Annotated in this window: 16 protein-coding genes; 13 read left to right on the top strand and 3 right to left on the bottom strand. The window is 69.2% G+C overall.

Annotation, left to right across the window (positions count from 1 at the left end; genetic code table 11):
- The first annotated feature begins 88 nt into the window (after positions 1-88).
- The 5 genes from U9J39_RS10465 to U9J39_RS10445 all read left to right on the top strand — a co-directional run bounded on the left by U9J39_RS10465 (position 89) and on the right by U9J39_RS10445 (position 5,373).
- Positions 89-1,351, top strand: a complete 1,263-nt coding sequence (locus U9J39_RS10465) for an MFS transporter (RefSeq protein ID WP_115708071.1) — start codon at positions 89-91, stop codon at positions 1,349-1,351.
- A gap of 216 nt (positions 1,352-1,567) precedes the next feature.
- On the top strand, positions 1,568-2,110 hold the full coding sequence (locus U9J39_RS10460; RefSeq protein WP_115708073.1) for a single-stranded DNA-binding protein: 543 nt from the start codon (positions 1,568-1,570) through the stop codon (positions 2,108-2,110).
- A gap of 276 nt (positions 2,111-2,386) precedes the next feature.
- Positions 2,387-3,433, top strand: coding sequence for a porin (locus tag U9J39_RS10455; RefSeq protein ID WP_198035960.1), 1,047 nt, complete (start codon positions 2,387-2,389; stop codon positions 3,431-3,433).
- 36 nt (positions 3,434-3,469) lie between these two features.
- A complete protein-coding gene (locus tag U9J39_RS10450; RefSeq protein ID WP_326347014.1) occupies positions 3,470-4,441 on the top strand; it encodes a Bug family tripartite tricarboxylate transporter substrate binding protein in 972 nt (323 codons plus the stop codon).
- Positions 4,438-5,373: a BMP family ABC transporter substrate-binding protein gene (locus U9J39_RS10445; RefSeq protein WP_326347013.1), complete on the top strand. Its 936-nt coding sequence runs from the start codon at positions 4,438-4,440 to the stop codon at positions 5,371-5,373. Before U9J39_RS10450 ends, U9J39_RS10445 begins: the two co-directional genes overlap by 4 nt.
- Before the next feature lie 35 nt (positions 5,374-5,408).
- On the opposite strand, the gene U9J39_RS10440 is transcribed toward U9J39_RS10445, so the two are convergent.
- Entirely contained in the window at positions 5,409-6,581 is a 1,173-nt protein-coding gene (locus U9J39_RS10440) for a GGDEF domain-containing protein (RefSeq protein ID WP_115708079.1), read from the bottom strand.
- A gap of 395 nt (positions 6,582-6,976) precedes the next feature.
- Here U9J39_RS10440 and U9J39_RS10435 point away from each other — a divergent pair, with 395 nt between their 5' ends.
- The gene (locus tag U9J39_RS10435; protein ID WP_115708081.1) at positions 6,977-7,315 is read left to right on the top strand and encodes an RcnB family protein; all 339 of its coding nucleotides are present in this window, start codon (positions 6,977-6,979) and stop codon (positions 7,313-7,315) included.
- 65 nt (positions 7,316-7,380) lie between these two features.
- Here the strand turns inward: U9J39_RS10435 and U9J39_RS10430 are convergent, their stop codons facing one another.
- Positions 7,381-7,611, bottom strand: coding sequence for a hypothetical protein (locus U9J39_RS10430; RefSeq protein ID WP_231942155.1), 231 nt, complete (start codon positions 7,609-7,611; stop codon positions 7,381-7,383).
- Between the two features lie 463 nt (positions 7,612-8,074).
- Between U9J39_RS10430 and U9J39_RS10425 the strand changes: the two genes are divergently transcribed.
- From U9J39_RS10425 to U9J39_RS10415, 3 genes are all read left to right on the top strand, one after another.
- The gene (locus tag U9J39_RS10425) at positions 8,075-9,079 is read left to right on the top strand and encodes a collagen-like protein (RefSeq protein ID WP_326347012.1); all 1,005 of its coding nucleotides are present in this window, start codon (positions 8,075-8,077) and stop codon (positions 9,077-9,079) included.
- A gap of 216 nt (positions 9,080-9,295) precedes the next feature.
- Positions 9,296-9,805, top strand: a complete 510-nt coding sequence (locus U9J39_RS10420) for an ion channel (RefSeq protein WP_116312122.1) — start codon at positions 9,296-9,298, stop codon at positions 9,803-9,805.
- A gap of 212 nt (positions 9,806-10,017) precedes the next feature.
- Positions 10,018-10,377 carry a hypothetical protein gene (locus U9J39_RS10415; RefSeq protein ID WP_326347011.1) on the top strand — a complete coding sequence of 120 codons (360 nt, stop codon included), beginning with the start codon at positions 10,018-10,020 and terminating at the stop codon, positions 10,375-10,377.
- Between the two features lie 33 nt (positions 10,378-10,410).
- On the opposite strand, the gene U9J39_RS10410 is transcribed toward U9J39_RS10415, so the two are convergent.
- Positions 10,411-11,304, bottom strand: a complete 894-nt coding sequence (locus U9J39_RS10410; RefSeq protein WP_115708086.1) for a MurR/RpiR family transcriptional regulator — start codon at positions 11,302-11,304, stop codon at positions 10,411-10,413.
- 441 nt (positions 11,305-11,745) lie between these two features.
- Between U9J39_RS10410 and U9J39_RS10405 the strand changes: the two genes are divergently transcribed.
- From U9J39_RS10405 to U9J39_RS10390, 4 genes are read left to right on the top strand one after another with little or no spacing between them, the layout of a single operon-like run.
- On the top strand, positions 11,746-12,162 hold the full coding sequence (locus tag U9J39_RS10405) for a type IV pilin protein (protein WP_240073696.1): 417 nt from the start codon (positions 11,746-11,748) through the stop codon (positions 12,160-12,162).
- 2 nt (positions 12,163-12,164) lie between these two features.
- Entirely contained in the window at positions 12,165-12,659 is a 495-nt protein-coding gene (locus tag U9J39_RS10400; RefSeq protein WP_115708088.1) for a GspH/FimT family pseudopilin, read from the top strand.
- Positions 12,656-13,291, top strand: coding sequence for a type IV pilus modification protein PilV (pilV, locus tag U9J39_RS10395; protein ID WP_172581720.1), 636 nt, complete (start codon positions 12,656-12,658; stop codon positions 13,289-13,291). Before U9J39_RS10400 ends, pilV begins: the two co-directional genes overlap by 4 nt.
- Complete coding sequence (locus U9J39_RS10390) at positions 13,288-14,358, top strand: PilW family protein (protein ID WP_326347010.1); 1,071 nt, start codon at positions 13,288-13,290, stop codon at positions 14,356-14,358. The genes pilV and U9J39_RS10390 overlap by 4 nt, the downstream gene beginning before the upstream one ends.
- Positions 14,359-14,379 lie beyond the last annotated feature (21 nt).

Raw genomic sequence — 14,379 nt, 5'->3', positions numbered from 1 at the left:
CGGGGTTGTCCGGCCACCAGCGGACCCGACCATTGCCGCCCAACGGCAACCAGCCCGACCCCGAATCCCACACGATCCCACGATCGCAATGCCGTCGATCCCTTCTTCTTCCACGGAAACTTCCCCGGAAACGGGTGCCGCCGACGCATCCCAGGCTCCCGCGCGCGAACGCATGACGCGCGCCGAACTGCGCGCCGCGGTATCGCTGGCCAGCATCTTCGCGCTGCGCATGCTGGGCCTGTTCCTGATCCTGCCGGTCTTTGCCGAATACGCCCGGACGCTGCCCGACGGGCAGGACGCCCAGCGCGTGGGCCTGGCGATGGGCATCTACGGCCTGATGCAGGCCTTCCTGCACATCCCGCTGGGCTGGCTGTCCGACCGCGTCGGGCGCAAGCCGGTGATGGTGGGCGGCCTGCTGCTGTTTATCGCCGGCGGCCTGGTCGCCGCGTTTTCCGACACGCTCTCCGGCATCATCGCCGGGCGCGCGCTGCAGGGCATGGGCGCGATCTCCGCCGCCATCACCGCCTGCATCGCCGACCTGACCCGCGAGCGCCATCGCACCAAGGCCATGGCGATGGTGGGCGGCAGCATCGGGCTGACCTTCGCGCTGTCGCTGGTGATTGCCTCGCCGCTGCTGCACAGCATCGGCATGTCCGGCATCTTCGGGCTGATGTCGGTGCTGGGGCTGGTCGCCATCGGCGTGACCGTGTTCCTGGTGCCGACCCCGCCGCCGCCGCACCCGGTGCGGCTGCCTTTCCGAAAGGTGCTGCTCAACGGCGACCTGGCTCGGCTCAATGTCGGCGTGCTGGCGCTGCACGCGTCGCAGGTGGCGATGTTCATGGTGGTGCCGGCGATGCTGGCCGATGCCGGCATGCCGCTGGACCAGCACTGGAAGGTCTACCTGCCCGTCGTGCTGGTGTCATTCGTGCTGATGCTGGGGCCGATGATGGCGGCCGAGCGCTACGGCCGCGTGCGCCCGGTGCTGCTGGGCGCGGTCGCGCTGATGACCGCGGTGCAGCTGCTGTTTGCCGCGGTGCACGGGCTGTGGGCGATCGTCGGGGTCTTGCTGCTGTTCTTCGTCGCCTTCAATGTGCTGGAGGCAATGCAGCCGTCGCTGGTGTCGCGCTACGCCGCGGCCGCGCGCGGCGCGGCGCTCGGCGTCTACAACACCACGCAGGCCCTGGGCCTGTTCCTGGGCGGTGCCGCCGGCGGCTGGCTGCTCAAGCACGAGGGCCGCAGTGCCGTGTTCGTGGGCTGCGCGGCGGTGCTGTTGCTGTGGCTTATAATCGCCTGGAGCATGAAGGCGCCGCCGGCGCGCGGGCAGGAAGCCGCACCGGCCGCCGCGGCCTGATCCGGCGCCTGGTTTCGCATCATTTCGTAAAGCATTTGGGCCGGAAAGAGGCCTAGCATCATCGCGCCACCCGGCATTCTGGCGGGGGCGCGATGTTCGTTTACGTCGCGTGTTCGTTTACGTCGCGGCACGATCGCGTCAAACTACAACCCGCTTGCACCGTCATCGTATTGCCACGCTTTTCAACACCGCGCGTGGCTTTTGGAGAACATTTACATGGCATCGGTCAACAAAGTCATTCTCGTCGGCAACCTCGGCGCAGACCCCGAAACGCGCTACATGCCCAGCGGCGACGCCGTCACCAACCTGCGCCTGGCGACCACCGACCGCTACAAGGACAAGCAGTCCGGCGAGATGAAGGAAGCCACCGAATGGCACCGCGTGGCGATGTTCGGCAAGCTGGCCGAGATTGCCGCCCAGTACCTGCGCAAGGGCTCGTCGGTCTATATCGAAGGCCGCATCCGCACCCGCAAGTGGCAGGACCAGTCCGGCCAGGACAAGTACTCCACCGAGATCGTTGCCGACCAGATGCAGATGCTGGGTTCGCGCCAGGGCGGTGGCGGCGGTGGCGGCGATGAAGGCGGCTACGGCGGTGGCGGCGGCGGCGGTGGCGGTTATAGCCGCGAATCGTCGGGCGGCGGCTATGGCGGCGGCCGTGGTGCCCAGGGCGGCGGTGGCCAGCAGGGCGGCGCGGCGCGCCGTCCGCAGCAACCGGCCTCGAACGGCTTCGAGGATATGGACGACGATATTCCGTTCTGAGTATCCCGACACAAGCGCGACACAAGCGCGCCAGCATTGCCATCGAACCCCCGCGCTGCGGGGGTTCTGCTTTTTGGGGCCGAATGCATGCAGGCGTGCCGCGCTCGGCCAGCTTATTCAGGTCCTTCCCGCTGCGCTGAACCCGCACAAACCGCATGACCTCATGCGCACACATTCGTATGCGCGCCACCGGTCAAGCCCTATATTTTGCGTTCTTATTTTGTATGCAAAATGGAGGTGCCCGTGAGGGTGTGGAATGCAGGACGCGGCTACGCCATGCCCGTGGCAATGGCCGGCTTGGTGGCGGGCATGGCTGGCGGGGCCAGCGGTACGGTGCGCGCACAGCCGGCGCCGTCGGTTTCGGTCTATGGACTGATCGACACCATGGTGCGCTACTCGGACAACAACCGCGGGGACGAGCACCTGGCCGAACTGGGCGAGGGATACTTCAGCGGCTCGCGCTGGGGCATGCGCGGCACCGAGGCGCTGGGCGGGGGATGGGCGGCGCTGTTCACGCTGGAAAGCGGCTTTGATCTCGCCACCGGCACCTCGCTGCAGGGGACGGCGACCTCCAACTACGGACAAGTCGGCACGCAGGGCGCGGGCCGCCTGTTCGGCCGGCAGTCGTACCTGGGCGTCGAGCACCAGACGTGGGGCAAGCTGACCTTCGGCCGCCAGTTCACCACGGCCTACGATGCAACATTCCGCTTTCAGCCCTATGGCCATCCCAACCTGGATGCGGTGGCCATCCTGAATGGCTACACCGGTCCGCGGCAGGACAACATGGTCAAGTACGCGGGCAGGCTGGGCGCGTTGTCGGCGGCCGCGCACTACACCTTCGGCGAACTGCCCGGTGATGCGACGGCGGGCAGCAGCCGGGGCCTGGCGCTGGCCTGGACGACGGCGCGGATCGACGTCGGGGCGCTGCTGCAGCGCACCGATGCGCTGCCGACCGCGGAGGCCCGCACGATCTGGGGTATCGGCGGCAGCAGCCAGCTCGGCCGCGTCAAGCTGGCGCTCGGCTACCTGGACCATCGCTACCGCCTCAGCCCGACCCGCAATCATGTGCTGACCGGCGGCGCCACGCTGCAGGCGACGCCCGCGCTGGCGCTCTCGCTGGCGGCGGGCTATGACCGGCAGACCGCGGCCAGCGGCCATCGGCTGATGCTGACCGGTGTGGCCGAGTACGCGCTGTCCCGGCGCACCAGCGTCTACGCCGAAGCCGACTTCAATCGCATCAGCGGGGCCTATGCCTTGCCCGCCTTCATGGGCGTGCGCGGCAACAAGTTCGGCGGCGGTGTCGGCCTGCGCCATCGCTTGTAAGACGGAGAGCGCATCGTGGTTTCCAGAAGACAATGCATGGCACGCCTGCTGGCACTGCCCGCGCTCCCCGCGCTGGCCGCGATGCCGGCGCACGCGGAGCGCAGCGCGGCATGGCCGCGGCATCCGGTGCGGCTGGTGGTGACGTTCCCGCCCGGCGGGTCCAGCGACATCGTCGCGCGCCTGCTGGCGCCGCTGCTGCAGGAGCGGCTGGGACAGCCGTTCGTGACCGACAACCGCCCGGGAGCGGGATCCACCATCGGCGCCGCGGCCGTCGCCGCGGCGCCGAACGATGGCTACACGCTGCTGATGTCGAACTCGGCGGCGCTGAGCATCTCGCCGTTCCTGCTCCGGCGGCCCAGCTACGACCCGGTGCACAGCTTTACCCATGTGCATTACATCGGCGCGGTGCCAATGGTGTTCGCGGTGCATCCGTCGGTGCCCGCGCGCAGCCTGGCGGAACTGGCGGCGTGGATTCGCGCGCAGCGCGATCCGGTGCCGTTCGGCAGCGGCGGCGCTGCGTCCGTGGCGCATATCGTCGGTGAACTGTTCGCGCAGCAGGCAGGGCTGAAGCTGACCCACGTGCCCTACAAGGGCGCGGGGCCCATGCGCACCGACCTGCTTGGCGGGCAGATCCCGTTCGCGGTGGACGCGTTGCCGCAGAACCTGCCGTTCCTGCAATCCGGCGACCTGCGCCTGCTGGCCGTGACCTCGGCCCGGCGGGTGCCGCAGGCGCCGCGGCTGCCCACCGTGGGGCAAGCCGGCTATCCCGGCCTGGTGGCCGAAAACTTTGTCGGCGTCTCGGCGCCGGCCCATCTTCCCGAGGACATCGTGCAACGCTTGCATCAGTCACTGCAGGGCATCCTGCAACAACCGGCCGTGCGCGGCCACCTGGAGGCCCAGGGCTTCGTGCTGGCCGAGCGCCGGCCCGACGCATTCGCCGCCTACGTGCGGCAGCAGGTGCAGTCATGGGGGCCGGTGGTTGCGGCCACCGGGGCGACGCTGTCATGAGCGCGCGCATCCAGGTGGTGCTGTTCGGGCCCGAGGGCCGCGGCAGCTTCAACGAGGCCGGACATGCCGGCGCCGTGCGCGCGCGGGATGCCGGCCATGATGTGGCCGTGGCATGGATTGCCGACCCGGACCCCGAGGCGCGCGCCGCGGCCGTGCTGGCATTGTGCGAAAGCGAACCGGACCTGGTCGTGGCCCACGGCGGCCAGGGCGACTATCCGGTCGCCGTGGCCGCCGCGCGCCATCCGCTGCGCCGCTTCGTGGTCACGCAGGGCAGCGTGCTGGGCGCCAACACCGCCAGCTATACCGTGCTGCAGGAACAGTCCGCGTTCCTTGCCGGCGTGCTGGCCGCGACCGATTCGCGCACCGGGGTGGTGGCGCACCTGTCCGGCGAGAAAGTGCGTCCCGGCCTGAAGGGCCGCGCGGCGTTCCTCCATGGCGTGCGCAGCGCCATGCCAGGCGCGACGGCGCTGACCACCTTCTGCGGCAACCAGCATGACCCCGAACTCGCCGGCCGCGCCGTCACCGCGCAGGCCCGGGCGGGTGCCGATATCGTCTTTGCGATGATCGACGGCGGCCGCGACGGCGCCATCGCCGCCTGCCGTGCCTGCGGCATCCGCCAGATCGGCAACGTGCTGGACTGGACGCGCCGGCATCCTGAGGTGTTCCTGGCCTCGGCCGTGGCCGATAGCGGCTTGTGCGTCGAGCACGCGATCGCGGATTTTGCGCGCGACCGGGTCGCATGGGGGACGGCGCGCGCGTTCGGACTCGAGACGCCGGCCGCAGTGCGGCTGGCGCTGCGCCGCGATGTCAGCCAGGCCGCGCGCGTGGCGCTCGACCACTGGAGCCAGCGGCTGCTCGATGGCGGCGTGGCGGTGGACGAAGACTATGCCGGCCCCGAGTTCGAGACCGGCGGCATACCTGCGGTCGCGTAGTCATCGCATTGACGGGAGGCCACCACCTGCAGCCTTCACGCCAGCGCCGGCAAACCGGCCTCCCGTTCCCACTCGACGCAGTTCCGCCCGTTGTTCTTGGCCGCGTACAGCACGTTGTCCGCGCGCATCAGCAGCGCTTCCAGGTCTTCGCCCGGCCGCAGCGTGGCCACGCCGAAGCTGGCAGTCACGTTGCGCATGCCGGGCAGGGCCTCCATGCTGGTCTGCTCCAGCGTCTCCCGCAGCCGCTCGGCCAGCTGCAGCGCCGCTTGGTGCGGGGTGTCGGGCAACAGCACGACGAATTCCTCGCCGCCCAGGCGCGCGGCGATATCGCGGCGGCGGATGCCCGCGCCGATGATGCGGCCGACCTGCGCCAGCACCGCATCGCCGGCGCCGTGGCCGTAGTTGTCGTTGATGAACTTGAAGAAGTCCAGGTCGCACAGCAGCACGCTCAGCGCCTCGCCCGGGCGCGGCGGGATCTGGCGCGCGGCCAGGGTCTCGAGGCTGCGGCGCGTGTGCAGCTGGGTCAGCGGATCGGTATCGCGTTCATGGCGCAGGTCGTCGATCACGTCCTGCGCGGTCGCGGCCAGCAGCGCCAGCCCGAGCGCCAGCAGCAGCAACGCCAGCGTGGCCTGCAGCCATAGCCAGTAGGCGGTGGGCGGCAGCACGGCGGCATCGTGCGCGGCGGCCGGCGCCAGCGCCAGCAGCGTGCGCGGCAGGAACTGGAGCGCGAACACCAGGTACATCCAGAACAGCACCCGGTCCACGGTGCGGCCGGTGCGCAGCCGTGCCAGCGGCGCGACCCCGGGCAGCAGGATCACCGCGACGCCGACATTGAGGATGTAGATGCGCGCGACCAGGTTCGGGTACACCAGGTCGAACCACGCCACCATGCCGAACAGCGCGAGCGGCAGCGCCACCGCCGCGCAGCGATCGGGGCGTGCGCCGATGCGGGCCAGCATGCCGCGCAGCAGCAGCACGGCGCTGCCCAGGTAGAGCGCGCTGGCGACGGTGGCGGTCCCGCCGCCCGCGCGCGGCGGCCACAGGATCTGCAGGCCGATGGCCGCGGCGGCCAGCAGATAGCAGGCGCCCACCTGCAGCAGGTGGGGCCGCGTGCGCTCGTGGTGCCATGCAAACAGGAAGCAGAGGGCGAGCAGCAAGGCAATGGCGGGATTGACCAGTGCCAGGAATAGACCGGCATCGTGCAACACGGAGCGTCCCCTGTCTTGGTGAGTTCTCTGGCAGGGAATGAAGCCCGCGTGCGCAGCGCGTCAAAGCGCGCAAGCCAGGGAACATGGATAGCGGCATGCGCCCGCGCGGGCGCGGTGTGGCGCCGTCGGCGGGGCCCGCAGTGCGGCCCGCGGCAATGAACTGGGCGGCAACTGCTGGTAACAAATTGTTTCTGTGCGAGCATTCTAGACACGGGTGGCGCCTGAGGCGCCCCCCCGAATGGGGGCCTGACCGGCAAACAATTGTGAACACGCGCGCCCGTGCCTGCCCGTGGCGTCACGGCCGCTGGATGCCCGCTTGGCGGCATTTGTGACTAATCTGTAGATGCTGTCGGATCCTCCGGCAGTTCGGTTTTCCCGTACGCAAGGAGATCACGATGAAGACCAAGAAAGCGATGCCAGTGTTGTTGCTGGCGGCAAGCGTGCTGGCGGCGCCGTTCGCGATGGCGCAGGGCGGTGCCAGGTCCAGGCCGATGACCGAACCCATGGCCGCGTCCGCGCCGGCGGCGCAAAGCTCGCCCTATATGCAGGTGCAGCAGTGGAAGAAGGGCGACCGGTTGCCCACCGAGTTCCGGGACCGCCAGTATGTGATCGACGACTACAAGCAGTACAACCTGCCCGCGCCGCGCAAGGGTACGCGCTGGGTCGGGATCGGCGCCGAGTATTACCTGGTGGCGCCCAACGGCGTGATCCAGCAGGTCGGGTCAGGCTCCTGAGGCCAGAAAATTGAAAAACCGCCACGCCTGACGCGTGGCGGTTTTTTTTGTGGCCACATCGGCTGTCAGATGCCCAGGATCTTTTTCGCCTCGAGCAGCGACTTCATCGATTCATCGTGCTTGCCGGCCTTGTGATAGGCCTCGCCGTCGGCGCGCAGCTTGGAGACCTTGGCGGCGTCCTCGGTCGAGAGCTTCGGGTTGGTCGACAGCTTGGCGTCGATGGCCTTCATCTCGTTGGGACAGTTATGGGCGAATGCCATGCCGGTGGCGCCGCACAGCACGATTGCCGTGACCATGGGAAGGAACTTGCGCACGCTAGCCTCCACGCAGAACGGTTGGAGTATTCAGCATAGTGCATGGCACTGCCATTGGCGGCAGTCTGGCCGGCGCCGCGGAACATACCCTCTCGAAGGGGTAAATCGCGCGCTTTTGTTTCTCATTTGAACGCTGCCGCGACGGCCTGTTACCGGCCAGGCCATGCGCAATTCATCCGATATTCAACCATTTGGGCGAAGCCGGCGCCGGGGCCCGGCAGGGCCATTCCGAGGGTCTCGTCCCGCATTTTTACGGGCCTTCTTGCCGGCTGACTCAAGTGCCGGGCATGGCAAAGGCCACGGCATTTTTTGTGTATCGGCTGGCGCTTCAGGGTTGAAACAGCCCATGCCAATGCACGATTTATCGCAGTCGCCTCCCTTTCTAGATTGGAGCTACCCGGCATCGCACCGGGGCTTCAATCCATGAATACGGGGGGCTTCCACCATGCAACAGATCGACCTGAAACGCGCGGCGCTTCCGCTCGCCTGCCTTGCCATCCTGCTCGCCGGTTGCGGCGGCGGCGGTGGCGATTCCACCAGCGCCGGGGCCGGCCCGGCCGCCAGCGTGCCAGGTCCCGCCGGCGCCGACGGCAAGACCATGCTGTCCGGCACCAATGCGCCCACCGCGGACATGGGCAGCGATGGCGATTTCTACCTCAATGTCTCGAGCTCGACGCTGTACGGCCCGAAGGCCGGCGGCGAGTGGCCCGCCGGCGTGTCGCTGATCGGCCCGCAAGGCGTGGCCGGGGCGCCAGGCGCCACGCTGCTGCATGGCGCGGCCGATCCGACCGCGGCGGACGGCGCGGTGGGCAGCTTCTACCTGAATACCACCACCAGCACGCTGTTCGGGCCGAAGACCGCGGACGGGTGGCCGGCGGGGATCTCGGTGGTCGGCCTGACCGGCCCGGTCGGACCCGCGGGCCCTGCAGGTGCCGACGGTGCGCCCGGTCCGGCCGGAGAGAAAGGCGAGCAAGGCGAGCAAGGCGAGAAGGGAGACAAGGGCGACCCCGGCGAGCCCGGCACGGGCGCTACCGTCTACACCGCCAACTTCGCCGTCACGGCGCCGCCGGGCGGCGTCGGCACCTATGTCATGACCGGTACCGGGCTGACGCTGCAGAGCAGCGACCCGTACTTCGGCGCGGTGATGCCGGTGGCCTGCGAGGGCGGCTTTACCCTGACCGCGATCCTGGCGGGCCAGGTACCCGCCAAGGCGGCGTACACCGTCACGGCGCACCGTGTCGCCAGTGGCACGGCGCTGGACCACGTCGACGTGCTGCCCATCACCGACGCGTCGCAATGCGTGCTCGACAACAGCGAGCGCACCTGCTCGACACCGGCGACCACACCGGTGGCCGCCAACGACGTGGTCCAGGTCCAGGTCAGCGGCAACAACAGCTTCAACTGGGGCGGCGGGCTGTACGTGAACCTGTCGTGCAAGTCCGGTAACTGAACCACGGCGCCGCGTCGCGCCCTGCAAAACAGCGGCCGCCAGGCCGTCTCCTGACCCTCTGCCAGGGCCGCCGGCGCGCCACGCGCGCGGGCCACGTAGCGCGTCCTGGTTTTCCCCCACGCCTTCCGGTGTTATTTTTGGAAGGCGTCATTTTTTTGCCCGTCCCGATCCGTACCATCCCGATTGCACTGACGTCATACGGGAGCGCCCCCGCGCATGGAAACCTCCGCCGAACATTATTCGCTGGCCCTGCTGTGCGCCGCCGTGCTGACCGTGACGGTGGTCGGCATCCATTACGAGGCGCTGCGCCTGTTGTCGGCGATGCATCCGCGGCGCTGGAGCGGGCGCATGAATATCGGCGTGCTGATCGTCTGCATCATCCTGGTCCATTGCCTCGAGGCGCTGGTGTTCGCCGCTGGCTTCTGGTTTGCCGACCGCGTGCTGGGGCTGGGCGGGCTGGCCGGCGTGGCGGTGCCCGGGGTCGAGGCCGCACGCGCGCAGCCGGACGCGCTGCTCTACGCCTACTTCGCGCTGGAAACCTTCACCACCCAGAGCCTGGGCGATATCGTGCCGGTGGGCGCCAGCCGCCTGATCGCCAGTATCGAGCCGCTGGTCGGGCTGATCCTGATCGGCTGGTCCACCTCGTTCACCTACGTCATGATGCGCCGCGACTGGGAACTGGAGCGCGAGGAGGGCGACGAGGGCGGCCAGCATCGCCGCGGCTAGTACCTGGCGGCATCGTTCCGCCCATGGCGCTGGGACAGATGCGGCGCCAGCGCCAGGACTGGCGTGAGGCGGCGCAGCGCGCCGAAGCCGGCGAGGGCCCGCAGGCTGGCAATGTCGCAAGTGCCGCAAATGCCGGTAGTGCCAGGCAGCGCGGGAACGATTAAGCTCGCGGTATTTGCCAGATACCGTCGAGCCAGAGGAGACATCGCATCATGCCAGCACGCCAGCGAATCCTGAACCGCATTGCCGCCCTTGTCGCCCTTGGGTCCCTGGCGGTGGCATGCGGCGCGCATGCGCAGAGGCAGGACCAGGGCGGTGCCGCCGCCGCCATCAATGAAGCGGTGCAGCAAGGCACCACCCCCTACCGTCCCGACCCGTCGGCGACACCGGCCAGCATCCAGTCGGACGAGTGCCGCGCGCTGGCCGAGCAGATTGCGCAGGCGCCCAAGCGCGAGTACCGCGCCACCGAGCCGGCCATCGAAACCGCCCAGGGCCGCATGGTGCCGGAGCTGGAACGGGACCGGCCGAAGAAATCGCTGCAGCAGGCGTACCGGGAGAAGTGCACGCAGTAAGCGCCCGGCCGCGCTTTCGAACGGGCCGCGGGCTCAGCCATGCCCGGGCGTCACATACGCCCCGGTGCGATGCAGCTCGCCCTCGGCCTGCTCCAGCGCGCGGATGGCGCCCTTGCCCTTGCGCGCCAGCAGTTGTTCGACCAGCGCCTCGACCACGGCCACGCCGGCCGTGATCGACGGAAAGAACGACGGGCTTTCGACCGAGAACAGCAGCGTGCAGTCCGCGGCCAGCGCGATCGGCGCGACCGTGCTGTCGGTCAGCGCGATCACCTTGCAGCCGCACTCGCGCGCGGCCTCGGCCACGCGGATGCTCTCCTGCGAATAGGGGGCGAAGCTGACCACCACCACCGCGTCCTTGGGCGCCAGCCCGCGCAGCTCCATCTCCAGCGTGCCGGCATCGGCGCGGATCAGGTGCACGGTGCTGCGGAACAGCCGGTAGACATAGTGGAAGGTGAACGCGATCGGGAAGCATGAGCGGAAGCCAGCCACATGCACGCAGGCCGCGTGCGACAGCAGCTCGGCGGCTTGCGGCAGCGTCTTCTCGTTGCTGGTGGCGATCCGGTCCAGGTTGTGGTGCTGTGCCTCGAGCATCTCGCCCAGCATGCGGCTGGCACTGCTTTCGCGCACCACCTTGCGCGCGCGCCGCGCATACGGCTGGGTGCCGCCGCGCAGTGCATCGACAAACAGCTCGCGCATGGCCTGCCAGCCCTCGAAGCCCAGATGCTGCGACAGCCGCACCAGGGTGGCGGGCTGCACTCCGGCGCTGGCCGCGATCTTGCGCATCGACAGCACCGGCACGTCCTGCGGATGGTCGAGCAGGTAGCGGGCACCGCCCTGGAATTGCGTGCTGAGGTTGGGAAAGCCGCGGCGCAGCAAGTCCAGCAATGCCTCCAGGTCGTGGGGCGGCGCTGGTGGCGATGTGGGCATTGGTGTCCCGGGCCGGGAAGAGGCGGGGGGATCGGACGACATGGGTGCTCCGGCTTCAAGGATGTAACGATTGTTGCACAGGTGCGGCCGCCTGCGCACCGCGTCGGCGCGGTGGCCGGCGGATTAACGTCCGCGCCGGCCGGAATCTTTACCCCTGATGACACGCGGCCACGTCACTGTCACTTCGCTACAACGCCGGGTCGTCCACATCGTATTTTCCTTACCCGCTTAACGGATCGTGACTTACACTCCGCGCCATAACCTCCGGAATTCGGTCGTCCGGAACATAATGAGTAGCGGAGCGCGAGCATGGGACATAGAAGCCCGGCAGTGCGACTCGGTGGGAGGGTCAACCCGCCGTTTCGGGTCATATTCAGGGGCATCCCGGGGGTCGGATCCTACGCAGGCATCCGAGCTGGCGGGACTCAGGGGGCTGCCGGCATGCCATGCCGGGGCAGGCCGCCGCATGGCTTCACGCTGATCGAAGTGATGATCACCGTGGCGGTCATCGCCATTCTTGCCGCCGTCGCCATTCCCAACTACAGCCGTTACGTGGTGCGCTCCAACCGCGCCGCGATCGAGTCCTTCATGCTGGAGGTCTCCAGCGCACAGGAGCGCTTCCTGGTCGACAACCGCGCCTATGCCGCCAACCTCGGGGCGCTCGGCATGTCGGTGCCCGCCGGGCTGGCCACGCGCTACGACGTCACGGTGACACCGAACGCGGCGCTGCCGCCGGGCTACCGCATCGTGGCCACGCCCAGGGGCAGCCAGCTCGGCGACACCGATTGCGGCACGCTGACGCTGACCAGCGCCGGCGCCAAGTCCGCGTCGGGCGCAGGCACCGACTGCTGGAACTGACCATGCGGCCCAATCTTTCCCGCGCCAATGATCGCCGGCGGCGCGCACGCCGCGGCTTTACGCTGATCGAACTGCTGTGCGCGTTGTCGGTGCTGGCGATCCTGGCGGTCGCGGCCGCTCCTTCCTTTGCCGCGCTGATCGCCAGCCAGCGCGTGCGCAGCGCCTCGCTCGACCTGGCGTCGGCGCTGGTGCTGGCGCGCAGCGAAGCGGTCAAGCGCAATGCCACGGTCTCGCTGGCACCGGCCGGCGCCGCCTGGACGGCAGGGTGGACGGTGAGCGCGGGCGCCGAGACGGTACGTTCGTTCGGGCCCTATGGCGGGCTGACCATCACGCCCAGTGCGGCCGGCGGCCTGGTGCTTGGCAACGACGGCCGGCTGACCGGCGCGGCGATGACGTTCGAGTTCGCGCCCGGCGGCGATACCTCGGCCACCACGCGCGTGTGCGTGCAGGTCAGCGAGACCGGCCGCATCGCCTCCACCAACGGAGCCTGCACATGACGCGCATCGCCATGTCGTGCATCGCCATGTCGCGGCGGCGCCTGCCGGCGCGCCGCGCGCAGGCCGGCTTCCTGCTGATCGAAGTGCTGGTGGCGGTGGTGATCCTGCTGGTCGCGCTGCTGGGCACCGCCGGACTGGTGGCGCGCTCGGGCCAGACCGAGATGGAGTCCTACCAGCGCGTGCAGGCGCTGGCGCTGCTGCAGGACATGGCCGCGCGCCTTAACGCCAACCGCCAGGTGGCAGCGTGCTATGCCAACGGCGCCGCCGGCATGCAGCTGGGCAGCGCGGCCGCGCCGCCCGCCGCATGCACACAGGGCAGTGCCGCGCAGAACGCCACCGCCAACGCCGACCTGCAGGCCTGGAACGCGGCCTTGCTCGGCAGCGCCGAGATGCGCCCGGGCGCCAGCGCTGTCGATCCCGCGCAAGCGGTGGGCGCAATGATCGGCGCGCGCGGTTGCATCGAGACCGTCGACGCGGTCGACCAGGTCTACCGCATCACCGTGGCGTGGCAGGGCCTGGCCACCACGGCCGCGCCGGCGCTTGGCTGCGGCAAGGACCAGTACGGCAACGATGCCTATCGCCGCGCGGTCAGCACGCAGATCCGCATCGGCACCCTCGGGACCGTGTCATGACCGCGCCGCATTTTTCCGTGCCTTCATCCCGCGCCCGGGCCCGCGCCGCGCGCCTGCGCCGCCAGCGCGGCATCTCGCTGGTCGAGCTGATGATCGGCATCACCATCGGCCTGGTGCTGCTGACCGCGCTGGCCAGCCTGTATTACGCCAACAGCCTGTCGCGCACCGAGTTCGCCAAATCGGCTGAACAGGTGGAGAACGGGCGCTATGCGCTGGAGCAGATCCGGCGCGAGGTGGAGCTGGCGGGGTTCTTCGGTGTGGGCAACATTGCGCGCGGCAACAAGGCCGCGGAGCCGGCGCTGTGCGCGACCGACCCGGCTGCTTTGGGCTTCTCGTTCACCGCCGAAACCGTGCCTTTGGCACTGACCGGCTATGCGCCCGGCGTGGTGGCTCCGTGCCTGCCGGATCTGGCAGCGACCTCGGAGGTGCTGGTGGTGCGCCGCGTGTCGACCACGCCGGTAGCGGCGCCGGCGCCGGGGTCGGCTTACCTGCAGGTCTCGGCGTGTTCGCAGGACGCGCAGAACTTCGTCTTCGACGCCAGCGGCGCGGCGGCCTTCGCGCTGCGCACCAAGGCCTGCGATGCGGCACAGCCGGCCGAATTGCGCCGGGCCATGGTGCGCATCTTCTACCTGGCCGGCTGCGACCGTTGCAGCAACGGCGGCGACGGCATTCCCACGCTGAAGATGGCCGAGCTGGTCAACGGCGCGTTCCAGTCGCGCTCGGTGGCGCAGGGCGTGCAGGACATGCATGTGCAGTACGGGGTGGACCAGGACAGTAACGGCTCGGCTGACTGCTATGTGACCGATCCGCGCGCCAACAACAGCGCCGTGTGCACCGCGGTGCCGGGTTATGACTGGGGCGTGGTGATCAACAATCTGGCCAATGTCACCACCGTGCGCGTGCACTTGCTGGCGCGCACGCTGAAGCCTTCCGGCGGCCATATCGACAAACGCACCTACGAAATCGGCCGCGCGGTGGCCTCGGGTCCGTTCAACGACGGCTACAAGCGCCACGTCTACGCCCAGGTGGCGCGGCTGGTCAACGTGGCCGGCCTGCGAGAGCAATGACGCCATACCGGCACCACACTG

This window comes from Cupriavidus sp. SS-3, assembly GCF_035818815.1.
Classification (GTDB): Bacteria; Pseudomonadota; Gammaproteobacteria; order Burkholderiales; family Burkholderiaceae; genus Cupriavidus; species Cupriavidus taiwanensis_C.
Note: the sequence above shows the minus strand (reverse complement) of the source record. Positions and strands in the feature narration are given on the sequence as shown.